We start from the raw sequence: 25,766 nt of genomic DNA, 5'->3' as shown, positions 1-25,766 counted from the left end.
GAAATGTATGCTGTGTTATTTTTGTTCAGTCTATTTTAATAAAACGTTGTTGTCAAAAGGACTATATGGTGTTAAGTTTACGTTGCACACTAAAAAACACACAACAGGTACATCATGCATAAAAATAAACTTACGATTGCTATTTTATTAGGAATGTCGAGCCTTGCACTTGGCTGTAATGACTCAGCAGAGCAAAGTAAACCGACATTAAAATCACAAAAAGCGCCGGAGCAATTAACACTTAAAGCGCAATTTAAAGACCACTTTAAAATTGGTACCGCAATTAGCCGCGACCAAATATTAGGGGCTTTGCCTGAAGATTTAAATGTGGCTAAAGCGCAATTTAATACCTTTACGCCAGAAAACTCAATGAAGTGGGAGCGTATACACCCAGAGCTAGAAACGTATGACTTTGAAGCTGCTGATGCGCTAGTTGAGTACGCACAAGAGAACAACCAAGAGTTAGTTGGGCACACATTAGTGTGGCATTCGCAAACCCCTGACTGGGTTTTTGAAGACGACCAAGGCGAGCAGCTTACCCGCGATGCATTACTTAAGCGTATGCAAAACCATATTAATGCTGTTGCAGGGCGCTATAAAAACCGCATTTTTGCATGGGACGTGGTAAACGAAGCACTTAACGAAGACGGCACACTGCGTGAATCTAAATGGAGCACCATTATTGGTGACGACTTTATAGAATACGCGTTTAAATACGCTAAACAGGCAGCACCTAATGCCAAGTTATATTACAACGATTACAACTTGTATAAGCCAGAAAAAAGAGCCGGTGCAATTGCGCTTATTAAAAATTTGCAAAGCAAAGGTATTCAAATTGATGGTATTGGTATGCAAGCGCATTACTCGCTTGATAACCCAGAGCTTTCGTTAATGGAAGACTCTATTGTGGCATACGCTGCAACTGGCATTGATGTGATGATAACCGAGCTTGATATTTCGGTATTACCGTTCCCTGAAGGTGAAGAGCAAGGCGCTGACATTTCGTTAGATATTGCCTTGCAAGAGCGCTTTAATCCATACCCAGATGGTTTACCTAGTGAAGTAAACAACCAGTTAGGTGAGCGCTATAAAGCCGTGTTTAACATACTTAAAAAGCATGACGATAAAGTAAGCCGCGTTACATTTTGGGGCATAAGCGATGCACGCACTTGGCGAAACGATTGGCCAATGCAAGGGCGCACCGATTACCCATTATTAATTGACCGTGAGCTTAAACTTAAAAGCTTTGTAAGCGATTTATAATCGCACTAAGTATTTAACCTCCCGCAAAAGATCGCTTAATAGCGATCCTTTTTTGGTTTACATAGTAGCTAAACAATAACTTATGTGTGTTTGTAAAGGTACTTGTGGTGTTAAATAGCTAAATGGGAAGTGTGGGTTATTAGGGCTGTCGGGGAAAAATTGGGGTTCTAGGCATATACCGTCGTATGCATTAAACGGAGTTTTTAAATGCTGCCCTGTATAAACCTGAATGGCAGGGTAGTTAGAGAATACACTCAGCACTAGTTTTGTATCGGCGCTTGTAAGCTCTGCGTGTTGCTTATTGGTTTGCAGGTTAAGTACTTGCTCGGTTACAAAGTTATGATCGAGCTTATCGGTTTTATTAAGCACCCGCGCATTTGTGTAGTCAAAAGTGGTATTTGCTACAGGCGTTATTAAACCTGTGGGAATGGCGTTTGTATCTACGGGGGTATAATACGCGCCGGCCAGTTTTAATGCATGCCCTTGTGCGCTGTTATTAATGCCATTTAAATTAAAGTACGGGTGTGCTGTTGGCCCTGCAATGGTTTTTTTATTACTGGTAATTGTAAATTTAATATCAAGATTACTGTGGCTTTTACTGTTAGTGGTAAAGGTATACAGCACGTTAAATGTAGTTTTACCTGGGTAGCCGTTGTATCCATCGGGTAGGGTAATACTTAAACTTAATGCATTTTTGTGATGATAATCGAGCTGCCAAAACAAGTCGCTTAATGCTTTTTGGCCGCCGTGAAGTTGGTTTACTCCTTCGTTTTTATTAAGTGCATAGGCTTTATCATCAATGTTTATTCGGGCGTTACTTAGCCTGTTTGCATAAGGACCGGCTATAGCGCCTAAGTAAAACGTGTCGTTTAAATAATCATTAATATTAGAATAGCCAAGTACAATATTTCGTTTTTTATTATCAATATGGGTAACCCAGCTGGTAAGCCGGGCACCGTAGTTAATAATAGAAATAGTGTCGTTTACCTCATTACTTAGTGTGTATTGAATAAGTGAAGTTGTCATTGTGGTTACTCTTTTAATTGTTCGTTCTAGCTTTTTTAATTTCTTCTTTTACGATTGGGTACAGATCGTAAGTTGGGTAAAACTCAGTGCTGTAAGCTTTCCAACCATAACGTTCAATCGATAAGTTTACTTTAGGTAACAACGCTGCCGGAAAGCGCAAAGTGACTACTTGCCCTATGCCCATCATTACTTTCCAAGATTCTACCGTTGCGCCCTCTGGCGGAAAATGTTTGTAAAAGTTAGCGTTATTGAGTATTTCTTTTATTTCAGAGAGGTTTTTTGATTGGTCGTGTTTTAAAAAAATCGTTAGCATTAGTTCATCATTTTGCTCGTCATTTGCCCATGCGTTAAAACTAGTACTCGCACTAAAAAGCATAATTAATAGTAAGTATTTCATAGTTCACCTTTGTTGGTTAATTGTAAAAATGCGCCGAGCTTTGGGAGGCTTAGCGCATTAATTGGATAAAGTTTGAATTATTTAGCGCATCACGCGTACTAAATATATTAAGCGTTGGCTTTAATTAACGCCTGCGCGGTGCTAACTACATTTTTGGTGGTAAAGCCAAAATGCTCTAATAACACGTTACCTGGCGCCGATTCACCAAAAGTGCTCATACCAATTACTTTGCCTTGTAAGCCTACATATTTTAGCCAGTAATCTTGGTGTGATGTTTCAATTGCAATACGGTTTGCTACCGAGTTTGGCAATACACTTTGCTTGTAATCGTCTGATTGCAGGTCAAACAATGTGGTGCTTGGCATTGATACCACACGCACTGCAACACCTTGTACTGTAAGCTCTTTTACGGCTTGCATTGCTAAATCAACTTCAGAACCTGTTGCAATTAAAATAAGCTCAGGCGTTTTACTGCTGTCGCTAAGAATGTAGCCGCCTTTTTCTATGTCGCTAATTTGCTGAGCGCTGCGTGGCTGGTGGTTTAGCCCTTGGCGACTAAAAATAAGCGCAGTAGGTTGCTGCTGATTTTGTATCGCGTTTTTCCACGATACTGCAGTTTCTACTGCGTCACATGGGCGCCATGTGACTAAGTTTGGCGTCATACGTAGGTTGGCTAGTTGCTCAATAGGTTGGTGAGTTGGACCGTCTTCACCTTGGCCTATAGAGTCGTGGGTATACACAAATATATTTTGAATACCCATAAGTGCCGACATTCTGACTGCGTTACGGGCATATTCCATAAACATTAAAAATGTAGCGCCGTAATTAATAAAACCACTGTGCAGTGATATGCCATTCATAATGCCGCTCATACCGAACTCGCGCACGCCATAAAATAGGTAATTACCGCTGGCGTCATCTGCGCTTATGCCTTTAGAGCCAGACCACAGCGTTAAATTAGAACCAGCTAAATCGGCAGAGCCACCCAATAACTCTGGTAAGTGCGGGGCAAAGGCTTCAATGGTGTTTTGCGAGGCTTTTCGGCTTGCAATGTTGGCAGCGTCTTTATCGCACTGTGCAATGTAGTCGTTTGCAATAGCTTCAAAACTTTCAGGCAGGGTGCGTTTAATTACGCGGCGCTCAAATTCTTTAGCAAGCTCAGGGTGGCTTTTGGTGTAGTCACTAAACAGTTGTTGCCATTGTTTTTGTTTTTTATCACCGCTTTGTTTAGCGTCCCAATGGGCGTAAATATCATCACTGATACTAAATGCTTCATTTGGTAGGTTTAAAAATTTGCGCGCCGCAGTTATTTCGTCATCACCTAATGGCGAGCCATGGCAATCGTGCGAGCCTGATTTATTTGGCGAGCCAAAACCAATTACGGTTTTACAACAAAGTAGAGTAGGTTTATCGCTCACTTGTTTTGCTTGTGCAATGGCGCTGGCAATTTGTTCTGGGTCGTGGCCGTCTATATCTTTTATTACATGCCAGCCGTAAGAGTCAAAGCGTTTTGCGGTGTCGTCGGTAAACCAGCCCTCAACGTGTCCGTCGATAGATATGCCGTTATCGTCCCAAAAAGCAATAAGTTTACCCAGGCCTAGTGTGCCTGCAAGCGAACATGCTTCGTGCGATATGCCTTCCATTAAACAGCCATCACCCATAAAACAGTAAGTGTAATGATCTACAATATCAAAACTCTCTTTGTTGAATTGCGCGGCGAGGGCTTTTTCGGCAATGGCCATCCCTACGGCATTTGATAAACCTGCTCCAAGCGGACCTGTTGTTGTTTCAACACCTGGGGTATAACCGTATTCGGGGTGACCTGGGGTTTTGGAATGCATTTGTCTAAATTGTTTAAGCTCGCTTAGTGGTAGTTCATACCCGCTTAAATGCAATAAAGAATAAATAAGCATAGATCCGTGACCGTTACTAAGTACAAAGCGGTCTCGGTTTGGCCAATTTGGATCGGTTGGATTGTGGTTTAAAAAATCGTTCCACAGTACTTCGGCTATATCGGCCATACCCATAGGTGCGCCCGGATGCCCTGAGTTTGCTTGCTGTACCGCATCCATGCTAAGTGCGCGAATAGCATTAGCAAAAGGCGCACGAGAAGAAAGCTGAGTCATGTATTACCTCAAATAAAATTAAAAAAGCCCGCACGTTATGTAGCAGGCTTGAGGGAAATTAGTTTAGTAAGTCTTCAACCAATTTAGCCAAAATACGCTGATCTTTGGCAAAGTTACGAATACCTTCACCGAGCTTTTCGCTGGCCATTGCATCTTCGTTGTGCTGCCATAAAAATTGCTCGTGGGTGAGTGGGGTTATGTCGCTTTGCGGTGCTTTGTCAATATTTGCAGCGTCAAGCTTAGTAACCAGAGTACCTTCTTGGCTTTGTAAATCATTGAGTAATGATGGCGAGATAGTCAGTAAATCGCAGCCAGCAAGTTCGATTATTTCTTCAGTGTTTCTAAAGCTTGCGCCCATTACCACGGTTTTATAATCGTACTTTTTATAGTACTGATAAATACCTGTAACCGACTGCACACCAGGATCTTCGCTTGGGGTGTATTCTTTATTATCGCGGGCTTTGTACCAATCAAGAATACGACCAACAAACGGAGATATAAGCGTTACGTTAGCTTGTGCGCATGCAATGGCTTGAGCCATCGAAAAAAGCAGGGTTAAGTTACACTTAATACCTTCTTTTTCTAACTGTTCGGCGGCTTTAATACCTTCCCATGTTGAAGCAAGTTTAATAAGTACGCGGTCTTTTGAAATACCCGCTTGCTCGTAAAGCGAAATAAGCTTACGCCCTTTGGCAATACTTGCTTTGGTGTCAAACGATAAACGCGCATCTACTTCGCTTGATATACGGCCAGGTATTACCTTTAGTATTTCACAGCCAAAGTTAACAATAAGTTGGTCGCAAATAGCGTCAACGTCGTTGCCAGCTTTGCTTATAGCATCACTAATTAAATGTTTATACTGAGGTAATTTTGCAGCTTGTAAAATTAACGAAGGGTTGGTTGTTGCATCAACCGGTTGTAGAGCTTTGATTGACTCTACATCGCCACTGTCGGCAACGACTGTGGTTACTTTTTTGAGTTGTTCTAACAAGTTCATAATGATGTACGCCTCGGCTTTAAAACCGAGGCTATGTCCTTATACGTAGCGGTTAACAATATTCTCAAGCAGTTCTTGGCGACCAGAAACTTGCTTAGGATCGATGTTGTTCTCGTGTACTAAGGCTGAAAGGCTCTCAAGTGATTGCTCACCATTTAGAATGCTTTGACCTAGGTCTTCTTTCCAGCCTGCGTAACGTTTTTCAACAAAATCAGTTAGCTCGCCACCTTCAATCATTGCTGCTGCATTGAGTAATGCTTTAGCCATCGTATCCATACCGCCAATGTGGCCAATGAATAAGTCATCACGCTCACACGATTGACGACGAAGTTTAGTGTCAAAGTTAAAGCCACCGGTTGTAAAACCACCCATTTTTAAAATTTCGTAAACAACAAGTGTGCACTCAGCTACGTCGTTAGGAAATTGGTCTGTATCCCAACCGTTTTGCATGTCGCCACGGTTAGCATCAATACTACCCATAATGCCTTCTGCGCAAGCAACTGCAATTTCGTGATGGAAACTATGACCCGCAAGTGTTGCGTGGTTTGCTTCAATGTTTACTTTAATTTCGTCTTGTAAGCCGTGCTTATACAAAAAGCCTGCAACTGTTGCTGTATCGTAATCGTACTGGTGCTTAGTCGGCTCTTGTGGTTTTGGCTCAATTAATAATGTACCTTTAAAACCAATTTTTTTCTTGTGCTCTACAACCATTTTTAAAAAGCGTGCGTACTGTTCGCTTTCTTGCGCAAGGTCTGTATTTAGTAGTGTGTCGTAACCTTCACGGCCACCCCACAGTACGTAGTTTTCGCCGCCTAAACGATGCGTTATTTCCATTGCATGTTTAACTTGTGCTGCTGCATATGCATACGTATTAGGGTTAGGGTTTGTTGCACCACCGGCACAAAAACGCTGATTTGAGAATAAGTTAGCAGTACCCCACAGTAGTTTTACACCTGTGCGCTGCATTTCTTTTTCGATAATGTTAGCTATGTGCGTTACGTTATCGTGGCTTTCTTGTAGTGTTTTGCCTTCAGGGGCAATATCAACATCATGAAAACAAAAGTAAGGAACGCCTAATTTTTCATAAAATTCAAAGGCTACTTTTACTTTTTGTTCAGCAAGTTCTAATTGATTGCCTACAGGTTGGATCCAAGGACGGTCAAACGTACCTTCACCAAAAATATCAAACCCTGTAGAACAAAAGTTATGCCAGTAACAGGCTGCAAAACGTAAATGTTCTTTCATTGTTTTGCCAAGCACTACTTGGTTTTCGTCGTAGTAACGAAATGCAAATGGGTTTTTAGAGTTTTCACCCTCAAATTTGATTTTTTCAACGTTTGTAAAAAATTGTTCGCTCATAATGTGCTCCATTAATTTTATAATAGTGTATTAAAAGTATGTTTTTACACTTTGGTAAAGTGCTTTGTATGTTGTGTATTGCTGTGCGTAAAAGTCTTGCATGACTGGGTCTGGCTCAATTGTTTGCGTTACCTTGCCGTTAACACACACTTGTTGTGCAGAGAGTTGTGTTACTGCTATTCGGGCAAGTCTTGCTGCGCCAAATGCGGGGCCAACTTCTGAGCCTTCTCGGTAAATTAGGGGGCGGTTGAGTACACTTGCGATGATTTTTCCCCACAGTGGGCTTTTAGCGCCACCACCAATAACGGTTACATCGTCAATTTGTGCGCCGGCATCAAGCAGTACTTGTTGGCCATCGGCAAAGGCAAAAGCAACGCCCTCGAGTACTGCACGGCCAAGAGCTGCTGCATCGGTATCGCTGTCTAAACCAAAAAATACGCCTTTGGCATCGGGGTTATTATGCGGCGTACGCTCGCCAGTTAAATAAGGTAAAAATATGACTGAGCTTGGTTTGCTAAAATCGCATTTACTTACTTGTTCAAGCAATGCGCTTTCGTTTTTAAAACCGGTTAATTTAGTGACCCAGGTTAAACAGCTTGCTGCGCTTAACACCACTGACATTTGGTGCCAGGTGTTTTCAATGCAATGACAAAAAGTATGTACAGCACCTTCTGGGTTAGGCAGGTATTTATCGTTAGCAACAAAGTAAACGCCAGAAGTACCTAATGACAAAAACGCTTGTTTAGGCCTTACTACGCCAACACCAGCAGCGCCTGCGGCATTATCGCCACCACCTGCAACAACAGGCACTTGCTCCATACCCCATTTAGCAGCAACTTGGGCTGTTAATTTGCCAGTAATTTGTGTGCCCTCAAAAAGGGTAGGCATGTGTTGCTCTGTTAAGTCGCAAGCGCTAAGCATTTTTTGCGACCATGCTCTTTTTCTACGTCTAGCCACAGTGTGCCTGCTGAGTCAGACATGTCTGATGCAAAATCACCGGTCATTAAAAAGCGTAGGTAGTCTTTTGGTAATAATACTTTGGCTACTTTTGCAAAGTTTTCTGGTTCAAACTCTTTTAACCACACCAATTTAGGTGCAGTAAAACCAGGCATTGCTATGTTGCCGGTAATATTACGAGAATTTGGTTCGCGTTTTTCAAGCTCTACACATTGTGCTGCACTGCGCCCGTCGTTCCATAAAATGGCTGGACGAATAATATTATTGTTTTTATCAAGCAGCGTTGCGCCATGCATTTGCCCAGAAAGGCCCACAGCCTTTACCGATTTTAGTAATGCAGGGTGAGTATTTTTAAGCTCCTCGATTGCACTACAGGTAGCAAGCCACCAATCTGTAGGGTTTTGCTCAGAAAAAAGGGGGCTGGGCGTGAAACGCTTAAAGATCCATTTGCTTGAGCAAGCAATTGGTCTTGCTCGTCTAAAATAATTACTTTTACACCTGAAGTGCCTAAATCGATACCAAGGAACATAAATGTGATACTTAATGTTGTTTTAGTGTTAGCGCTAACATTAATGATTTGATATTGTTAAGTCAAGCTAGTTTTAAACTATGTTTAACAATTAATTTGCAAGTTTATTGCTTGGTTGTTGGAGTTCACTTAAATTTCTTTTTAAGATCATAAGGAAACACTATGAAAAAAATAAACTGGGGTATTGTTGGTTGTGGCCGAATTGCTGCACAATTTTGTGAAGACTTAGCACATACAAATAATGGTGTTGCGTACGCAGTTGCAGCAAGAAATGGAGATGATGCAACCGCTTTTGCGAGCAAGTATGGTGCGGCCAATGCCTACGAAGGGTATCAGGCATTATTTGACGATAAAAACGTTGATGTAGTTTACATTGCGACCCCGCATAACTTTCACTTTAAAAATGCCAGCGATGCTATTAAAGCAGGTAAGCATGTATTGTGCGAAAAGCCCATTACGGTTTCGGCTGAAGAGTGCAAGCAGTTGTGTTTACTGGCTAAAAAGCACGACGTATTTTTAATGGAAGCCATGTGGACGTACTTTTTACCTGCAATACAAAAAGCAAAACAATGGGTAGAGCAAGGGCGAATTGGCACTATTAAACATGTTAAAGCTGACTTTGGCTATCCTGTGCCTTTTAATCCCGATGGGCGTGAATACAACCCAGATTTAGCGGGCGGTTGTTTACTTGATATGGGAATTTATCCGCTTGCGATTGCCAATTACTTTTTAAATAACGACCTTGAAAACTTACACGTAAGAGCAAATATTCGCTACAAAGGCGTGGAAGACGATGTACTTATTACTGCTAATTGTGGCGACGTAATGGTGAGCTTAGCAACGTCATTTCAATGCCGGTTAGGGAATGGCGCGTATATTATTGGCGACAAAGGCTATATAAAAATACCCGATGCATTTAGGGCTTATGAGTGCTCTTTGTATGAGCTTGATGACTTAATTGAGCATTTTGAAGATGGGAGGCAGTCACAAGGTTACAGCTTTGAAGCCCAAGAAGTAGGGCGCTTACTGAGCGAAAATAAACGAGAGAGTGACATTATGAGCCACTCTCAAAGTTTACTTTTACAATCGCAAATGGAGCGTATTAAAGCCCTGTTTTAAAATAGTTTTAAGAGAACTTTAATAGAGCTTTAAAAGAGTTTTAAAGCAGTTTCAAAAAGCTTTCAATCAAATAATAAACTTAACTGGCGGCGATTTATTCGCCGCTAGGTTCGTCATAATTAAAAAATGAATAGTGAGCTTCTTTATTTTGTCCCGATAAGTCTTGGCAGGCCATACCAACAAAAGCGCCGGTAAAACACGGGCGATACCCTTGCGGTGATTGCTGCACGTAATCATCAGATAAAATACTGCCATCGAGCACTGGACCAAACTTTATCCAGCAGTTTTTCTCGGTAGCATAATAAAACTGTAGCTGCGCGCCATTAAAATCAGCTTTTAAGTAAACAGGTTTGTTTGTTTTAAGCAAAAGCGGTGCAACAGGCGTACTTGTTTGGTATTTATCGCAGCTTATTATATTTAAATAACGCGGTGTGGTTTCATCGCCTACATCGCCGCCGCTTATATGCAAATAGTAGTAATGCGCGGTGTTGTAATAACATACTAGCCCCGCCATTTGTTGAAAACTGCTTGGCGCAAAATCAACGCATGTGCTGCTAACAGTATGATGGGCCTGTACACGCCTGGCAATAAAACTTTGCTGATGCAATGAGCTTAAAGACTCTTTACCTACTAGGGTAAGCGATGCTTTTTGAGTGTTTTTATACACCCAATTTTTGCACATAGGTATGCGCAATGACTGAAAATCAACAGTCAGATCATCTTTACTAAAATCAATATGTGTTGTGGGTTGCGGCTGTGGGTTTAGTGTTAAACCCTCAACGGGTACGTGTATTCTCGGGGCTTTATTTGTGTGTTTGGCATAAGGCCAGTCATCGTCTTTCCAGATTATTTGCTCAATCCCTGTTTCACGCCCTGTAATGCAGCGGCCAAGCTCAGTCAGTGGTCTAGATGTTAAAAATACCGTGTACCAATCACCGTTTTGCGTTTGAAAAAATCCCCATGGCCACATTTTTGCAGCGTATTACTCGGCTCGTGGGCTGCTGTAATAACGGGGTTGTGCGGGTGTACTTGGTAAGGGCCAAATACGTTTTTAGCACGCGCTACACTAATGCAGTGTTCATACCCAGTGCCACCTTCAGCGGTAATTAAATAGTAGTAATCGCCGCGCTTTAAAATATGTGGGCCTTCAGTGCAACCAAGTTTTGTGCCTGAAAATATAGGTTTAATATCGCCTATTAACTTATTGGTTTTTAGGCAAAGCTCTTGCATTACTATGCCACCAAATAGTGCGTTATTACGGTGATCAACCAGCATGTTTAGCAAATAGCTTTTACCGTCATCATCGTGAAAAATAGACGGATCAAAACCGCTAGAGTTTAAGTAAGTCGCTTGTGACCAGTTACCGGTAATATCAGTGGTTGATACAAAATAGTTTGGTGTGTCTTTCCAAGGGCCATCAAAGCTTTTTACATTGGTATATACCAAATAAAAACGGCCATTATTGTAACTAAGTTGCGGTGCCCATACGCCGCAAGAGTCGGGCACTCCTCGCATATCGAGTTGCTCTACGGTGTTAAGTGCTTGGCCTATAACTCGCCAATTTACTAAATCGGTAGAGTGGTGAATTTGCACACCGCCAAACCATTCAAATGTTGAAGTGGCTATGTAGTAGTCGTTATTAACTCTGACAATGTTGGGATCTGGGTTAAAGCCTCTTAGAATTGGGTTTTGCAGCATGCTCATAATATAGGCCTTTTTAAGTTTTTTATATTATTGGGTGTGAGTATTATAAATTTGTTGTTAGCGCTAACATTTTCAGTGTAGTATAAGACTTTGTCAATAAGTAATCATTTAAAACGCGCTGTAAACAATATCAAGCTTTACAATTATGTATAATGAAAATTAAGAAAGTTAATTATAATAATCCACTGATTGTGAGTAGGTAATAACAGTAATGGCCGATCCTAAAAGAGCAAGAATACAAGATGTAGCCGAGCAGGCTGGTGTATCAATGATGACAGTTTCGCGCGTGCTCAACCAAGACAAAAAAGTAAGCGACAAAACCCGCGAAAAAGTAATGGCTGTTGTAGAGCAATTAAATTACAGGCCAAATGTGTCTGCTAGGCGCCTTGCTAGTACTAAGTCATTCTTTTTAGGGCTTTTATACGATAACCCAAGTGACTCTTACATAAGTCAATTTTTATTGGCAGCGCTTAAAAAATGCCGCGCACTGGGCTACCACCTTGTTGTTGACGAAGCGCATACCGATATTGACAAAACAATTGAATCGGTAAAGCAACTTATTGATGTTACACAGGTTGATGGCATGATTTTACTGCCACCTATGTGCGACAACGAAGAGGTTTTAGATGTTCTTACTAAAGCAAATATTCCGTTTGTAAGAATAACGCCAGATACAAAATTAAATCGCTCCCCTTATATATGCATGGACGATTATCAAGCGGCGTTTGATGTTACAGAGCATTTAATAAATCAAGGGCATAGCAAAATTGCACATATTATTGGCGACACTAAACAAGGTGTTAGCCGTTTGCGTTACCAAGGCTATTTAGATGCGCTGCGCTCTAATAAAATAATAACGCCACCTGAGTATATTGAGCAGGGCAGTTTTACTTATCAATCGGGCATGGAAGCGGCAATAAAATTACTTTCGCTTGATGATAAACCAACAGCTATTTTTGCAGCTAACGATGATATGGCAGCCGCTGTAATCTCAATAGCTCAAAAACAAGGTATTAATATTCCAAGCGAACTGTCGGTTGTTGGCTTTGATGACACGCAACTTGCAACCATAGTTTGGCCAAATATTTCTACGGTAAAACAGCCCATTAATGAAATGGCTGAGCTTGCGATTACTTTACTTGCATCGGGTCAGTATAACGATTTAAGCAATGTAAAAAGCTTAGACTTAAGACATATTTTAGATTTTGAATTAATAGAAAGAGAATCAAGCTCAACCAATAAAAATAACTAAATAAGCGAATATGCACACCCTTTTGAGCTTCAAAATCTATATAAAATAACAACAACACACAATATGGATACTTATGAACGAGAAAGAAAATGTACTTTTAATAGTACTGGTTTGCTTTGTTGCGACCATTGGCGGTTTTTTATTTGGGTTTGACAGCGGCGTAATTAACGGCACTGTTGATGGACTCCAAACGGCGTTTGGCTCCAGTAGTGCAGGTACGGGATTTAACGTATCGAGTATGCTGATTGGCTGTGCCATTGGTGCGTTTTGCGCAGGTCGGTTGGCTGATAAATTTGGTCGGCGTCTAATTTTACTTTTTGCCGCTGCTTTATTTATTATAAGTGCTTGGGGCTCGGGTGTGTCAGTCACATCGTTTGAATTTGTGATTTATCGCATTTTAGGCGGCTTAGCGGTAGGGGCTGCATCGGTTATGACCCCAGCTTATATTAGCGAAATTGCCCCCGCACGATACAGAGGCACGCTCTCTACACTGCAACAAGTGGCTATTATATTTGGTTTGTTTAGCGCATTTGTGAGTAACTATTTTTTAGCAAATACGGCTGGCGGCTCTACGTCTATATTTTGGCTCGACTTTGAAACATGGCGTTGGATGTTTTGGGTTGAGTTATTACCTGCATGCTTGTTTTTAATCGCTTTATTTTTTATCCCTGAAAGCCCACGATACTTAATTATGGCTGGTAAAAAAGACGCTGCTGCACGTGTTTTATCGTCATTATATGGTGCTGAAACTGCCGCTCTTAAATTAAATGAAATAGCAGAGTCTCTTGCTGGCGATAAACACCAACCTAAATTATCTGATCTTATTGATAAACCTAAAAAACGTTTACGCCCCATTGTTTGGATAGGAATTGGCTTAGCTACATTTCAGCAATTAGTCGGCATTAACGTTGTTTTTTACTACGGCGCGGTACTTTGGCAAGCAGCAGGCTTTACTGAATCTGACGCGTTACTTATTAATATAATAAGCGGCTTTGTAAGTATTTTAGCAGTGTTTATTACCATGTATTTTATAGACAAAATTGGCAGAAAACCTTTTTTGTTAACCGGCTCAATTGGTATGACGGTTACGCTTTCGGTTATTGTTTATGCCTTTTTAAATGCAGATATTGGCTCAACAGGTAATTTAGAATTAGGAGAGCAGGGCATAGTTGCTTTAATAGCCGCTAATGCGTATGTGTTCTTTTTTAATCTATCGTGGGGCCCTGTAATGTGGGTTATGCTAGGTGAAATGTTCCCTAACCAAATTCGCGGCTCTGGCCTTGCAGTTACCGGCTTTGCCCAGTGGATAGCTAACTTTTTAATTACCTGGTCGTTCCCTGTTATGCTCACAGGCATTGGTTTAGCTGGGGCTTATGGTTTTTACGCATTTTGTGCGTTTGTTTCAGTTATATTTGTATTTAAGTTTTTACACGAAACCAAAGGCAAAGAGCTTGAACAAATGAAAGGCTAGTATTATCCCTTTAATAAGCGCCAAAACTAAAGCAATAGAACTAGAATAATAGAACTAAAGCAATAGTTTTGGCGTTGTTAGACTGCTTCACTCGTTAAGCTTTTTTTACCAAACCCAAACATTTTATAAACTCGTAGTAATTACCTCATTTCTCAATAGTTAAATTACTAATGCACTTAAGTAAAGTGTGAGTCGCTTGTTCAATATCACGATTTGCAATAGCGTTTAACATCATTTTTTAAACTTTTATTATTTCGATTTAAGCTGCCTCGATCGCTGTTTTCCCTTAGTTGTTAACTGGGTCATCAGCTTTCGAATATGTTTAAAGATGAATAATATTAGACGTGACGTAGCTTTTTTAACAAGACGTAGTTGCGCAGTTTGTGTAATAAGCAACTAAAAAGCAAATACAGCTGATAGTCTGCAGTGAGCGAGAAGCAGACGGTCGGTTAAACTCGTTTTTGGACAATTTCGAGTTAGAGCCTAAGGTCAGCTTTGTGCCAACAAGAGCCGTTTGACTTCAAATTAAGACTATTAAACAAAGCAAAATAAGAAGGCAAATACGGCTGGTAGTAAACTAGCCGCAGAAAAAGGGTATGAGAGGAAGTTACGTTAGGTCTGCATCTTCAAAAAAATTGAAGAGTCTTTTATTTTCTTAATCTCAAATTTGCTAGGTGGTGTATAAGGGCAGACTTTATCTCCAATAAAGCTACGGAAGCATAGTTCAGCAAATTGTTTATTATTACCAAGCTCAGAGTATATAGCTATGCTTAGTTTGATTATCTCTTCTTTAAATTCATCTTCAAACTTATTTGAAGATATAATTTGAAATATGCAGTTCGCTACACACTCAATTAAATCTTGTGAGCTTAGATCATCGAGATATGAGATATCTACATCATGTAAGAGTCTTTCGAAAGAGAGTATTGATTCATAAATGAAATAGTCAATTCGAGTATTAAACTCATTCTCAAAATCCCGCAATTCAATTTTTATTTGTATAAGAGGTCTCAAAAAAAACTTATTGAAAATCCAAGGTGTTCGAATTGAATGTTCAAATCTCAAAGGCTTTTTTGTATCAAATCATATTTCAATAGATTGAAAAATATGAATATGTATTTAGCAATCTGACTAGTGTTTATTATGCTGTCAGTTTGTACATTGTTAGGGCTAATGTTCAGGGTATTAAGGTTGTTGGTATCAAGAACATACTTCTGAGCACTATTACCAATACATTCATATATTGAATATTTAGTTGATGCATCTGTGTTGGCATATAGATATTCCAGCATTGGTGTGTTTGCAGAGGGAACTCGTGGTGAGTAAGAGCGATACAGTATTGCAATTTCCCATAAAAGTTGAGACTCATGATTATCAAGTTGCTGAGATATGAACTCATTGAATTTTGCGATGAATACATCATTTTTTGAATCTATTCTTAAGAGTTCAAGTAATAACTTGTAATCATTGTCTTGTAAGAAGGAGGTGTATTTGTTTGATAATATAACTTCTATTAATGTTTTCCTTGTTATGTTTTCATCCATGTGTTTTTCTAAGAAGTAAATATTATTTTGTAAAACATAAGTTAAATCACTAAATGCTGCTCTATTAAGCAGGCTTCTTATGTCTTTACATAGAGGGATTAAGTTTGACTTTCTTGTCTCACAATATCTAAAAGTTATTGCTAGTGCAGCACTAGTTATTAAAGATGCAGATAGAAGAAGCTGCTTTTCATCAAAGCCTTCGACGAAATACCATGGAAGTAACAGATTTTGAGCCTTAAAAGTATCATAGAACAATGAATAAATAACTAAGACAAACATGATAAACAAGAGAAGTTTATGAAGGCGACCAATTTTATGAGAATAGGTGACCTTCTTTCCTTTTGAAGTCAAAGAAAGTGCTGTTAAGATTACAGCAACTAATGTAAGAAACCCTGATGTATCCATATCAATACCTTTGAAAAATATGCTTTATATAATTTATAAGCTTAAATAACATAGCTATTACTTGTTTTCTATTAATGACTATATTCCCTTAAAGCTGCCCTTTAGGGTAATTACATGAACACATTTTGGGGCAGGAACGAATTAGTTAAACGTCTGCTTTGAAGAACTATAGGCACTAGCTTGTTAAGCTAGTGAGCGACTGTTATTCGCTCTTTGCCGAAGTTCAGCTTAAGTGCTATATGTGGTCATTCAAGCGTGTCTCGTTTCTGCCCCATAGCAAGCTAGAGCGAGATTGACTATGATTTGAAGCATCTGCATTTTGGCTTACTTTTCCTCATGTCTAGATCTCTAACTCTGTGGCCAAATTTACTAACCCACCACAATAAGTCCGCTAGGTGGAACTGTTTTGGAAAAAGAATCTGCATGAATAATTTTATCGCAGACCTGCTTAAGAGTTGCAGGTTTCTCTATTAACTTATCATCGAAATATAACCATGATGAATTTGGTAATTCCAAATTAGGTTGATTGATTGCATTTTGATAGAGATTTACTCTAATTGCTATTACTAGACTAAGAAGATTGCTAGACACTAAATTATGTAAAGTACCTTCAACATTTTTAGACATGACTAATCTAGAATTTTCTGATGAAAGACTACTTGTTGTTAAATCCAATCCATGACAGATTAAACACAAGCGCCTAATTTCATTGAAGTCTTGCTTGTGCTGACCGAAGATATCGCGCATTTACTTTCCTGTAAGCCTAGTGAGCTGATCGCGCATATGTCTGCTCGTGTCACGCTATTTTTCTACTTGAGGTAGTTTTAACAAATTACCTAACATATTGCTATCAAATAGTTTCCTATTCTCTTTGAACAAAGCTAAATAGAACAACGTGCGCGCGTTGCTCATTTCCGTGAATGCATGAGCATACAAAAATTCGACCACTGAACTAGTTATTATACTTAGTCAATATTAATGTCCCTTAATCGCTCTCAGCCGAACTTCGTAAAAGTGCCAATAGCTGACGGTGAAACACCTCGATAGGTATATTCTACGAATGACACCTAAAAAATGAATAAACTTTTTTATATTCAGATGGATAGTTTTTATCATAAATCTGAAGGGTCTTTTCTATACCTTCTGTGACCCCAATTGCACGCGATTTATACCCAGAAAATTCATCTTTTATCATTTTTCCCGAAGCAATAATTTCATTTAAGATTCTATTTGCTTCTTTTTCATGAATTTCAGATTTTTTGTAATCATTTGAATAAAATGCTAGCTCCGCACACTCTATCTGTTTTGCATATTTCCACCCAGCTTTGTTTTTTTCCTCATCGCTCCATTCAGTACTTCCATACACCGAAGCAACCACGAATAAAAAAATAATAGAAATTAATATTTTCATAATTTTCCTTTAATACTTAACCTTTAGAAAAACCTTTAAAGCTTTCTCGGCTACATCTTAAAACCTAACGCTTTGCTAAACGACAACAAAATAGCTGACTACAATTAGCGAGGAAAGTGAAAAAGCCAGCTATTTTTGATCGTTCTAGCAATTGATATAGCTACCAACCTGTAAACTCTAAAATGTTTTCCAGCCTTACTAACTCGAAACGATTAAATCCTGTTTTAGTCTCCCAAAACCTTTTTCTCTCATGCTCGGAGCCAGCACCTTCCCACTCAACAATTAGAAGTTCTTTTTCATCTTTTCTTAGTTTTATTCTATTATTCAAGTGGTCATCGTAACCCGAGTAACCGAACAAAATAATTTGCGATGATTCTTCAAATGCTTTTTCAAGCCTACGCCAGTAGGCGCTCAATATATGAGATGATCCGATAATCAATGGCTTATGTTCGACGTGAGTTAAAACTATATGACATTTATCTTCTGGATCTAAAAAGTCTCTGCCGGCATACATCACTTTACTATTTTCAACAAATAACGGTGAACCATGCAAATGCATATACCAACCATGCCTATTTACATTATGTCGATCTAAATGCCCCTCATCAAAACCTGAACTCCAAAAACCATCAATTAATGCTCCGTTATAACCATTGAGGATTTTCTCAGCTATAAATGCATCGTATAGCAAATTATCATAATTTAATGTGACAACATGAGTTTTTGTATTTTTAACAAATTCAGATAATGGTTCAACAAATGCTTTAGGTAAATTTTGTCCAGAGCGTTGATAATGTAGAGCAACCTCATGGATATATTTTCTAAATGTAGAAGGTAACTCTTTCGCGGGTTCAGAAATCCATGAAGTGCCGCTAACTTCAAAATTGCTCAAAAACTCAGTAGCAACAATTGCCACTTGCAATTTATCTAATTGATCTTCTGAACTCGGAGGTAATTCATCAGTAGTTCCTTCTATCGCACTTAGAATTAAATCTTTGTGTTCGTTGCTCAGATGTTCAGTATTGCTCCAGACACTTTCAAGTCCATTTTGTAAAGAAAAGTAATCAGGGTCTAGTGCAAGGCCAATGCCATTACCTGTAATTAATATTGAACGTGCCACATATCCCTCCGTAGCTATACCATCTAACTGAACACCATTTTTTGTAGTTTATAACCCACTAAAACGACATATATTACATACTTTGATAATTTCACCAACAATTACACTTGTAAACAAGTAATTAAAATAGCTAGAATTAAGCTAGTTTTTTCGCATCAAAATAGGAGCAAGTTTAACTTATATCAGCGTCCACTTTTCGTTCACAGTCGAACTTGGCAAATGTGCCAAACATTGGTAACGCCACATTATGTGGTGATCAGTTTATAGTTATCTGGACTCATTTTTGCTTTAACTACTTTGATTGACAAATTTTTAGTTAAATTAATTTTCTTAACTCTGTCAACTAAGTCGGTGTATTCTTCATCAGACATTTTTACGCCAGCAATAACCCTCGATATAAGAGAGTGATCAAATTTATGAATTCCAGGACCTGAGTTAGTTGAAAGTACTCTTACTTCCTTTTCGTATCCCCAGCTTGGCGACTTAGTTAATATTGTACTTTCAACCGCAGCAAAACCATCCTTCCCATTTCTAACACTAATTTTGGGCATAGTTTCTTGGTAAACGATCGGATAGCCAATTAGATTTTTTTCTACCTCTGACAGCTGGGCATATTTATCTTGGAAAGTATCAAATTCAACAACAATTCCTTTATGGTGTTTAGAGTAATGTGACCACATTAAGATGCTATCAGGCACTGAAGATAAACAACAAATACCTATTGGATCCATTAGGCTTTTATGGAATTCACCATTACGAATTGAATTTTCAAAATTTTTTAACAATTGCTTCCTTTTGGAAATTCTTTCTGACGGGCTTAATTTAAGCTTATCTCCAACAGTTTTAAATAGATCTTTTCTCGATTTATAATATTCGATTGAGTCATTAATATCATATGAAACCACACAATCAAAAGGATCATTAAATTCACTAAAATGGCTGTATTTTAGTGTCCCATTTTCGAGTAAAGCTTTAGCTCCCTCGTCATAGCCTAAGTATTTATATAGCTTTAATTTCATTTGAACCACATAACCCTATTTTAGCGTGGAAACGTTCTTACTTTATGAACTTATATTAATAGAAAATAGTGTAAATTATTGCCATATATAAAGATTATCCTTACTGTAGCTTATATAAACATGTAAATAAGAGGAAAATTTCCTCTTATTATTACTAAGTTAATGACGACTCACTAGAATGACTATATCTCGCTCAAAGGCGACCTTAGAGTATTTACGTTAACTCATAAAGGGGCAGAAATGAGTTAAACCGGAAAGGCAGCTTCTGGCACATAGCCGGAGTTGATGTTAAAGCCAAACGTTCAGCTAACCCAATACAAAGCAGATTAAACCTGCTCTACAGAGTAAATCACTAAGGTAAAACCTCAGTAATTAGCGAGTACTCCTTTTATTTCAGTCTGAGATACCCAAGTTAGCAATACTTATTTCTGATATACTCAGTCAGCACTTTTACTCAAAAGGTAATAGGCTTCAGCTTGCAACTCAATGCAAGTTAACTCACTGCTCTTCATTATTTATTGTCAAAATTACACCTTTGTAAAATAGAGTTGGTTCATCCGAGCCAAAAACGTACAGAAAAAAACACCGCCTAAGTTTATTGGCGAAGTATGATTATTCGCTGATGAACTCAAGCGTACTTACTTTATAAACAGGACTTAGCATGAGTGAATTAACTATCGGCGTTATCGGAACATCCCGCAAGACAGATGAAAGACGGTATCCTATTCACCCAGAGCACTTATTACGAATTCCAGAAAACCTTAGAAAACAAATGGTGTTTGAACAAGGCTATGGCACCGCTTTTAATGTTAGCGATGAATATATTGCAACATTAACGGGTGGCATTGCATCGCGCAGCGAAATACTTACCCATATTGGCACGGCCATTATTGCAAAGCCTGTACTTGCTGACTTAGAAGAAATGCGCGAAGGAGGCACTATTTGGGGTTATGCCCACTGCGTTCAACAGCATGAAATAACACAAGCGGCGATAGAGCGTAAACTTACCTTAATTGCTTTTGAAGATATGTATGTGTGGTCACCAAACGGAAATGTAGGGCGCCATACTTTTTATAAAAACAATGAAATGGCAGGGTATTGCGCTGTAATACATGCATTGCAACTTAAGGGTATTGATGGTCATTATGGCGATCAACGTAAAACGATTATATTTAGTTTTGGTGCAGTGAGTAGAGGCGCTATTTACGCTCTTAAAGCGCATGGCTTTAGAGATATTACAATTTGTATTCAGCGTCCTGATCATGAAGTGCGTGAAGAAATATTAGATTGTCATTATGTTAAGGTACGAGAAGGTGTTGAAGGAGAAGCTCGTATGATGGTTGTTGAGCATGATGGGACTAATCGACCACTTAGCGATCTTATTAGCGAAGCCGATATTATCGTTAACGGGACTTATCAAGAAACAGCTCATCCGGTTAACTTTGTAATTGAATCAGAGGCCGACTGCTTAAAACCAAACAGCTTAATTATTGATGTTAGCTGTGATGAGGGGATGGGATTCTTTTTTGCAAAGCCGACAACGTTTAAAAACCCTTTATTTCGATATAACAACACGGATTATTATGGCGTTGATCATACACCGAGTTATTTATGGGAAAGCGCGACGCGTTCAATTTCTGCGGCGCTCATAGTTTATTTACAAACGATACTTAAAGGTACTTTGCAGTGGCAAAAAGATGAAACCATTCGCCGTGCAATAAACATTGAGCAAGGAATAATTAAAAATACGGCTATTTTGGCATTCCAAAACCGCGAAAATATTTATCCTTATAACGTAATAACACAATGATTAAATCTATCTCTAATCTAATTTTACATAAGATTAATTAGGGGTGTGCACTTCGTCTTAATGTAAGTAATTTTAAGGCGAAGTGTTTGTTGACTGATAGTAAAACTGGAGAACTTAAATCTTAAAAGTTTTGATAAAAAGAACACCCACAATTTATAAGGCTACCTGATATGCTTAACAATTGTGTGGATTCGAACTGCTGATCTTTGGACTGGGTGATCAAGAGTAGGGAGTGCTTTTCTTCGGTTTTTTTAGTTTTTTTGATTACTTTGAAGTGGTACGACTGAGTGGATTCGAACTGCTGACCCTTGGACCGGGTGATCAAGAGTGGGTAGTGCTTTTTCTTTCAAATGTACTTTATTTATTTTACTTAAATGTTGGTACGACTGAGTGGATTCGAACCACCGACCCCTACCATGTCAAGGTAGTGCTCTAACCAACTGAGCTACAGTCGTACAATCTTTTGAGTTCTTAAATGGATTTACTCTTTAAGTTAAGAATAAATGTTGGTACGACTAAATGGATTAGAACTACTGACCCTTGGACCGGGTGGTCAAGAGTAGGTAGTGCTTTTTCCTTCAGATGTACTTTTATTTATTTTACTTAATCGTTGGTACGACTGAGTGGATTCGAGTTACTGACCCTTGGACCGGGTGGTCAAGAGTAGGTAGTGCTCTTTCCTTCAATTATACGTTTCATTAATGTTGGTACGACTGAGTGGATTCGAACCACCGACCCCTACCATGTCAAGGTAGTGCTCTAACCAACTGAGCTACAGTCGTATTACTTTATTTAAGTAAGTGTTAATTGCTTAACAACGGCGGCTAATATATAGCGTGGCGGGTGGTGAATCAAGCAAGTTTGTTGTTTTTAAGTTTATTTGCCGTTTTTTTATTCATATTGGGCTTATTTCACACGTTTTATAAAATTTTTGCCACCAAACTACATGCTCTACTGCTGAGCCTTTTAATTGATTTAGTAAATTGTTGGGTGAGTTTTCGTCTATTAAATAATTAATTTGCTTAACCGTTATATTTTCTTCAAACCAAAGTCGGTTGTAAAGTGGTTGTAATACTTCAAGGTATCCGGTCAGTTGTGCTTGGTATGGCTGAATTTGTTTTAAATAATATTTTTGAAATACATTACTTATTATTTTAGCTTCTTTTTTATTTTTACCCGTAGGGCAAAGATCGCCGAAGCTTATTGTTTTTACAAACTGTGTTGCGCTGTTGTTGAGTGCTATTTGTTGCCTAGCGGATTGAACAAGCGCTTGGTTAAATCTGTATTTGTTGAGTTGCTCTAATGCATTAAACAGGCTGTCAGTATTAACTTGACTAAATTGCTGAGATTTTATCTGTTTCTTTATAGTAACAAGTTGCGTAAGCGCCTCCACAGTGTCGCTATACCCTGCAGGTTGCATTGAAAGCTCGTTTGAAGTGAGTAACCAAGTACGATTAAGCTCAGGCTCTTTAAATAGCATGGTATTAAAGTAGTGCATTAAGTGTGCTTGCTTTTGATTTTTTGCGTCACTTATTTTGCTATAAATAGCGGTATTGTCATCAAGTGTATTTAAGCAATTATCAGCGCTTTGAATGAAATTAATTTGGTACTTTAGTTGGCTCGCCGCAGTTGCTGTTTTGCCAAGTTGATTATTGTGCTCGCTTATAAGTATATTAAGCCTACAGCGGGTAAGCCCAGCAAGTTCAACTATGCTTAGGGTAATTTTGCTCTCGCTGAGCACTGACGGTCTTGTTAGTTTTAATTGCTCAAGCACTACCGGTGTAATGGGTGAGGTGTTAAGTGTGTCACTTAAACGCGTTATGTAGGTATTATTTATTGAGCTAGGTGCTTTACTGCAACTAGTTAGCGTAAAAACGCTCACTAGCAGCAATATAACGACTGGTAGTGAGCGCTTTATTATTAATTTACTCGGTAATGAATGGTTCACGTTTAAAGCGCTTATTTACTGTGAGTATCAACAATACGGCGGCAACGGTTAGCCCGACTATTATTCCGACCCAAAAACCGTGTGGCCCCATTGCTGGCACTATTATGTCTGTTCTTGCCAATACGTAACCTAAGCTAAAGCCGATTAACCAATACGATATAAAGGTTATATAGGAAATAGGTGCTGTGTATTTTAAACCCCGTAATACACCGTTTGCGGCTACTTGCAGAGCATCAGGTAGTTGATAAACACAGGCTAAAATCATAATTGAGGTAGCAAGGGCAATTACTTCGGGACTATCTGTGTACAACTGGCTAATTAAATCACGACCTGTAAATGTAATAAGTGCTAAAAACAGTGCGATAACAATCGCTAAAATATAACTGGTCGATACGGCGATCCTTAATTGCTTTAAATGATTTTGACCATATAGATTACCAATACGGATACTAATAGCGATAGAAAGGCTTAGCGGCATCATAAACAATAATGTAGTTACACTGGCTGCTATTTGATGCCCCGATACAGCCACAGCGCCTAAATGCGCTATAAATAGAGGAATACAGGCAAATAAGGTTACTTCAAAAAAGGTGGCTAATGAAATTGGAATACCTAATTTTGTAATAGTTGCAATGGTGGCTAGGTTAGGTTTTTCAAATGGAGTAAGCAGGCCTTTAGCGTCTACTTTTTTACTTAGTTGGCAGTAAGTCACTTGTGCAATTGCCATAACAGTTAAAACAATTGCTGTTGCAATACCACAACCCGCGCCGCCGTAGGCAGGTAAACCAAACAAACCATTTATAAAAATATAATTTACCGGAATATTCACAGCTAAACCCAGCAAGCTTATGTAAAAAGCGGGCTTAGTCATGCCCATGCCTTCGGTCATGTTTCTATAAGTGGTAAAAATTAAAAAGCCGAATACACCCCATTTAACAAAATGAATGTAGTCAAAAGCAAGGCTTGCAATTGCTGGGCTGGTATCGAGCCTTAATATAATTATGTCAGCTAGATAAGTGATACCGAACCCTATAGCACTCAATAGTACGGTTAAATAAAGGGCTTGTTGAAAATAATGGCTAATACCTTTTTTGTCATTCGCACCTGCGTACTGTGCAATGATACCGGTGAGCGCTAATAAAATGCCTTGTAATGCAAGTAACAAAGGATTCCAAATACCTGTGGCAATAGACAGTGCCGCTAAATCTGTAGGACTTACTTGACCGGCCATAATAGTGTCGACCACCGACATTAAAACAAGGGTAACTTGAGCTAAAAAAACAGGAAGAGCAAGAGAGAGTAAGCGTTTAGCTTCCCAATTACAAAAGGTCATAAAAACAGCTATTTAATAAAACAGAACACAATTGTAATCTATTGTGTTTCAAATAAAAATCTCAGTTGTGAATGATTTTATTAGTTGATACGTTAAACTATCACTTTGTAATAATTTTAAGTGATTTTATGTTTACAGGAATAGTGCAAACGCAAGCAACAGTGGTTTCTAAAACTCAAACAGCCGGCGTTCTACGTTTAGTTATATCGGTAAGTGATGAATATGTAAAACACCTAGATTTAGGCGCAAGTATAGCTATTAACGGGTGTTGCTTAACTGTTGTGCAAGTTGAACTAAGTAACCATGATGTGGTGGCGCAAGTACATTTTGATGTGATTGACGAAACCCTAAAGCTAACTAATTTAGGGTTGCTTGAGCTAGGCAGCTTAGTTAATTACGAGCGCTCAGTTACGTTTGGTACTGAATTGGGCGGGCATATAGTGTCTGGGCATATTCATTGTACGTCACAAATCTCTCAAATTGTGAAGCTTGAGAATAACTGTAAAATTCAATTAAGCTTACCAAAAGAGTGGAAAAAGTATGTGTTATATAAAGGCTTTGTTGCTATAAATGGCGCAAGCTTAACCGTGGGTGAAATTGACGAGCAAGGATTTTGGTTACACCTTATTCCCGAAACGCTCGCTATTACAAACATTGGTGCAGCACAAGTAGGTGATAAGCTAAATATTGAAGTAGATCAGCAAACTTATACTATTGTAAACACGGTAGAAAACTACTTACGCCATCAGGTTTAAATTAAAATATTTGTTCGTCGTCGCTGCCTACGTGTAGCTCTAATTTATTGTTAGCATAGTCTATATGCATGTTTAAATGAATTGGGTTACAGCAGGCTGCGCAGTCTTCTATATAATCTTGATCGCCCATACTTGCATCTAAGTCTAAATGAATGTGGTGTCCGCAATGTGGGCAGGCGATTCGTTGTGACAAAAAGTCTTTCATAATCACTCCAGTTATA

Annotated in this window: 21 protein-coding genes, 2 tRNA genes and 1 pseudogene; 6 read left to right on the top strand and 18 right to left on the bottom strand. The window is 38.9% G+C overall.

Annotated features, from left to right (window positions below; genetic code table 11):
- The first annotated feature begins 114 nt into the window (after window positions 1–114).
- Window positions 115–1,263, top strand: coding sequence for an endo-1,4-beta-xylanase (locus tag P4S65_RS14650; RefSeq protein WP_337120459.1), 1,149 nt, complete (start codon window positions 115–117; stop codon window positions 1,261–1,263).
- A 57-nt stretch (window positions 1,264–1,320) separates the two neighbouring features.
- On the opposite strand, the gene P4S65_RS14645 is transcribed toward P4S65_RS14650, so the two are convergent.
- The 6 genes and pseudogenes from P4S65_RS14645 to xylB form a co-directional block, all read right to left on the bottom strand.
- Complete coding sequence (locus P4S65_RS14645; protein WP_337120458.1) at window positions 1,321–2,289, bottom strand: aldose epimerase family protein; 969 nt, start codon at window positions 2,287–2,289, stop codon at window positions 1,321–1,323.
- 13 nt (window positions 2,290–2,302) lie between these two features.
- Window positions 2,303–2,686 carry a hypothetical protein gene (locus P4S65_RS14640; protein ID WP_024593043.1) on the bottom strand — a complete coding sequence of 128 codons (384 nt, stop codon included), beginning with the start codon at window positions 2,684–2,686 and terminating at the stop codon, window positions 2,303–2,305.
- Between the two features lie 107 nt (window positions 2,687–2,793).
- Window positions 2,794–4,812, bottom strand: a complete 2,019-nt coding sequence (gene tkt, locus P4S65_RS14635) for a transketolase (RefSeq protein WP_337120457.1) — start codon at window positions 4,810–4,812, stop codon at window positions 2,794–2,796.
- Window positions 4,813–4,870: 58 nt separating this feature from the next.
- Entirely contained in the window at window positions 4,871–5,809 is a 939-nt protein-coding gene (tal, locus tag P4S65_RS14630; protein ID WP_289106233.1) for a transaldolase, read from the bottom strand.
- A gap of 39 nt (window positions 5,810–5,848) precedes the next feature.
- Window positions 5,849–7,168 (bottom strand): xylose isomerase, encoded by a 1,320-nt coding sequence (gene xylA, locus P4S65_RS14625; RefSeq protein ID WP_007375167.1) that lies wholly within the window; start codon window positions 7,166–7,168, stop codon window positions 5,849–5,851.
- Between the two features lie 30 nt (window positions 7,169–7,198).
- Window positions 7,199–8,654: pseudogene (gene xylB, locus P4S65_RS14620) on the bottom strand (xylulokinase).
- A gap of 162 nt (window positions 8,655–8,816) precedes the next feature.
- Here xylB and P4S65_RS14615 point away from each other — a divergent pair.
- A complete protein-coding gene (locus tag P4S65_RS14615) occupies window positions 8,817–9,773 on the top strand; it encodes a Gfo/Idh/MocA family protein (RefSeq protein WP_096793253.1) in 957 nt (318 codons plus the stop codon).
- 94 nt (window positions 9,774–9,867) lie between these two features.
- Here P4S65_RS14615 and P4S65_RS14610 read toward each other — a convergent pair whose 3' ends face one another.
- Both P4S65_RS14610 and P4S65_RS14605 read right to left on the bottom strand, forming a co-directional pair.
- The gene (locus P4S65_RS14610; protein WP_337120456.1) at window positions 9,868–10,743 is read right to left on the bottom strand and encodes a hypothetical protein; all 876 of its coding nucleotides are present in this window, start codon (window positions 10,741–10,743) and stop codon (window positions 9,868–9,870) included.
- On the bottom strand, window positions 10,686–11,477 hold the full coding sequence (locus P4S65_RS14605) for a glycoside hydrolase family 43 protein (RefSeq protein ID WP_337120455.1): 792 nt from the start codon (window positions 11,475–11,477) through the stop codon (window positions 10,686–10,688). The genes P4S65_RS14610 and P4S65_RS14605 overlap by 58 nt, the downstream gene beginning before the upstream one ends.
- A gap of 211 nt (window positions 11,478–11,688) precedes the next feature.
- Here P4S65_RS14605 and P4S65_RS14600 point away from each other — a divergent pair, with 211 nt between their 5' ends.
- Both P4S65_RS14600 and P4S65_RS14595 read left to right on the top strand, forming a co-directional pair.
- The gene (locus tag P4S65_RS14600) at window positions 11,689–12,729 is read left to right on the top strand and encodes a LacI family DNA-binding transcriptional regulator (protein WP_096793251.1); all 1,041 of its coding nucleotides are present in this window, start codon (window positions 11,689–11,691) and stop codon (window positions 12,727–12,729) included.
- Between the two features lie 67 nt (window positions 12,730–12,796).
- Window positions 12,797–14,200 carry a sugar porter family MFS transporter gene (locus tag P4S65_RS14595; RefSeq protein WP_425469399.1) on the top strand — a complete coding sequence of 468 codons (1,404 nt, stop codon included), beginning with the start codon at window positions 12,797–12,799 and terminating at the stop codon, window positions 14,198–14,200.
- 1,061 nt (window positions 14,201–15,261) lie between these two features.
- Here P4S65_RS14595 and P4S65_RS14590 read toward each other — a convergent pair.
- The 5 genes from P4S65_RS14590 to P4S65_RS14570 form a co-directional block, all read right to left on the bottom strand.
- On the bottom strand, window positions 15,262–16,149 hold the full coding sequence (locus P4S65_RS14590; RefSeq protein ID WP_337120454.1) for a hypothetical protein: 888 nt from the start codon (window positions 16,147–16,149) through the stop codon (window positions 15,262–15,264).
- A 369-nt stretch (window positions 16,150–16,518) separates the two neighbouring features.
- The gene (locus P4S65_RS14585; RefSeq protein WP_096793248.1) at window positions 16,519–16,896 is read right to left on the bottom strand and encodes a hypothetical protein; all 378 of its coding nucleotides are present in this window, start codon (window positions 16,894–16,896) and stop codon (window positions 16,519–16,521) included.
- A gap of 307 nt (window positions 16,897–17,203) precedes the next feature.
- The gene (locus tag P4S65_RS14580) at window positions 17,204–17,560 is read right to left on the bottom strand and encodes a hypothetical protein (protein ID WP_096793247.1); all 357 of its coding nucleotides are present in this window, start codon (window positions 17,558–17,560) and stop codon (window positions 17,204–17,206) included.
- Between the two features lie 160 nt (window positions 17,561–17,720).
- A complete protein-coding gene (locus P4S65_RS14575) occupies window positions 17,721–18,680 on the bottom strand; it encodes an SIR2 family protein (RefSeq protein WP_033038837.1) in 960 nt (319 codons plus the stop codon).
- Between the two features lie 245 nt (window positions 18,681–18,925).
- Window positions 18,926–19,699, bottom strand: coding sequence for a DUF2971 domain-containing protein (locus P4S65_RS14570; protein ID WP_337120453.1), 774 nt, complete (start codon window positions 19,697–19,699; stop codon window positions 18,926–18,928).
- A gap of 661 nt (window positions 19,700–20,360) precedes the next feature.
- Here P4S65_RS14570 and P4S65_RS14565 point away from each other — a divergent pair.
- A complete protein-coding gene (locus P4S65_RS14565) occupies window positions 20,361–21,509 on the top strand; it encodes a N(5)-(carboxyethyl)ornithine synthase (protein WP_096793245.1) in 1,149 nt (382 codons plus the stop codon).
- A 378-nt stretch (window positions 21,510–21,887) separates the two neighbouring features.
- On the opposite strand, the gene P4S65_RS14560 is transcribed toward P4S65_RS14565, so the two are convergent.
- From P4S65_RS14560 to P4S65_RS14545, 4 genes are all read right to left on the bottom strand, one after another.
- Window positions 21,888–21,964: transfer RNA gene (locus P4S65_RS14560), tRNA-Val, on the bottom strand.
- A 250-nt stretch (window positions 21,965–22,214) separates the two neighbouring features.
- Window positions 22,215–22,291 (bottom strand) — tRNA-Val (locus P4S65_RS14555).
- Between the two features lie 113 nt (window positions 22,292–22,404).
- The gene (locus tag P4S65_RS14550) at window positions 22,405–23,457 is read right to left on the bottom strand and encodes a DUF3080 family protein (protein ID WP_337120452.1); all 1,053 of its coding nucleotides are present in this window, start codon (window positions 23,455–23,457) and stop codon (window positions 22,405–22,407) included.
- Window positions 23,435–24,790, bottom strand: coding sequence for an MATE family efflux transporter (locus tag P4S65_RS14545; protein WP_337120451.1), 1,356 nt, complete (start codon window positions 24,788–24,790; stop codon window positions 23,435–23,437). Before P4S65_RS14545 ends, P4S65_RS14550 begins: the two co-directional genes overlap by 23 nt.
- A 128-nt stretch (window positions 24,791–24,918) precedes the next feature.
- Here P4S65_RS14545 and P4S65_RS14540 point away from each other — a divergent pair, with 128 nt between their 5' ends.
- Window positions 24,919–25,545, top strand: a complete 627-nt coding sequence (locus P4S65_RS14540; protein ID WP_033015721.1) for a riboflavin synthase — start codon at window positions 24,919–24,921, stop codon at window positions 25,543–25,545.
- Window position 25,546: 1 nt separating this feature from the next.
- Here the strand turns inward: P4S65_RS14540 and P4S65_RS14535 are convergent, their stop codons facing one another.
- Window positions 25,547–25,750 carry a CPXCG motif-containing cysteine-rich protein gene (locus tag P4S65_RS14535; RefSeq protein WP_337120450.1) on the bottom strand — a complete coding sequence of 68 codons (204 nt, stop codon included), beginning with the start codon at window positions 25,748–25,750 and terminating at the stop codon, window positions 25,547–25,549.
- Window positions 25,751–25,766: the final 16 nt, after the last annotated feature.

The organism is Pseudoalteromonas sp. B131b (genome assembly GCF_037162545.1).
Taxonomy (GTDB): domain Bacteria; phylum Pseudomonadota; class Gammaproteobacteria; order Enterobacterales; family Alteromonadaceae; genus Pseudoalteromonas; species Pseudoalteromonas fuliginea.
This window is presented reverse-complemented; position numbering and strand designations above follow the sequence as displayed.

What these genes read in the sequence shown, in the direction of transcription:
- P4S65_RS14645 (WP_337120458.1), bottom strand. Translation starts at nt 2,289, where the DNA reads ATGACAACTTCACTTATTCAATACACACTAAGTAATGAGGTAAACGAC.
- P4S65_RS14545 (WP_337120451.1), bottom strand. Translation starts at nt 24,790, where the DNA reads ATGACCTTTTGTAATTGGGAAGCTAAACGCTTACTCTCTCTTGCTCTT.
- P4S65_RS14540 (WP_033015721.1), top strand. Translation starts at nt 24,919, where the DNA reads ATGTTTACAGGAATAGTGCAAACGCAAGCAACAGTGGTTTCTAAAACT.
- P4S65_RS14535 (WP_337120450.1), bottom strand. Translation starts at nt 25,750, where the DNA reads ATGAAAGACTTTTTGTCACAACGAATCGCCTGCCCACATTGCGGACAC.
- P4S65_RS14600 (WP_096793251.1), top strand. Translation starts at nt 11,689, where the DNA reads ATGGCCGATCCTAAAAGAGCAAGAATACAAGATGTAGCCGAGCAGGCT.
- P4S65_RS14565 (WP_096793245.1), top strand. Translation starts at nt 20,361, where the DNA reads ATGAGTGAATTAACTATCGGCGTTATCGGAACATCCCGCAAGACAGAT.
- tal (WP_289106233.1), bottom strand. Translation starts at nt 5,809, where the DNA reads ATGAACTTGTTAGAACAACTCAAAAAAGTAACCACAGTCGTTGCCGAC.
- P4S65_RS14650 (WP_337120459.1), top strand. Translation starts at nt 115, where the DNA reads ATGCATAAAAATAAACTTACGATTGCTATTTTATTAGGAATGTCGAGC.
- P4S65_RS14610 (WP_337120456.1), bottom strand. Translation starts at nt 10,743, where the DNA reads ATGTGGCCATGGGGATTTTTTCAAACGCAAAACGGTGATTGGTACACG.
- P4S65_RS14640 (WP_024593043.1), bottom strand. Translation starts at nt 2,686, where the DNA reads ATGAAATACTTACTATTAATTATGCTTTTTAGTGCGAGTACTAGTTTT.
- P4S65_RS14570 (WP_337120453.1), bottom strand. Translation starts at nt 19,699, where the DNA reads ATGAAATTAAAGCTATATAAATACTTAGGCTATGACGAGGGAGCTAAA.
- P4S65_RS14590 (WP_337120454.1), bottom strand. Translation starts at nt 16,149, where the DNA reads ATGGATACATCAGGGTTTCTTACATTAGTTGCTGTAATCTTAACAGCA.
- P4S65_RS14580 (WP_096793247.1), bottom strand. Translation starts at nt 17,560, where the DNA reads ATGAAAATATTAATTTCTATTATTTTTTTATTCGTGGTTGCTTCGGTG.
- xylA (WP_007375167.1), bottom strand. Translation starts at nt 7,168, where the DNA reads ATGAGCGAACAATTTTTTACAAACGTTGAAAAAATCAAATTTGAGGGT.
- tkt (WP_337120457.1), bottom strand. Translation starts at nt 4,812, where the DNA reads ATGACTCAGCTTTCTTCTCGTGCGCCTTTTGCTAATGCTATTCGCGCA.
- P4S65_RS14585 (WP_096793248.1), bottom strand. Translation starts at nt 16,896, where the DNA reads ATGCGCGATATCTTCGGTCAGCACAAGCAAGACTTCAATGAAATTAGG.
- P4S65_RS14615 (WP_096793253.1), top strand. Translation starts at nt 8,817, where the DNA reads ATGAAAAAAATAAACTGGGGTATTGTTGGTTGTGGCCGAATTGCTGCA.
- P4S65_RS14605 (WP_337120455.1), bottom strand. Translation starts at nt 11,477, where the DNA reads ATGAGCATGCTGCAAAACCCAATTCTAAGAGGCTTTAACCCAGATCCC.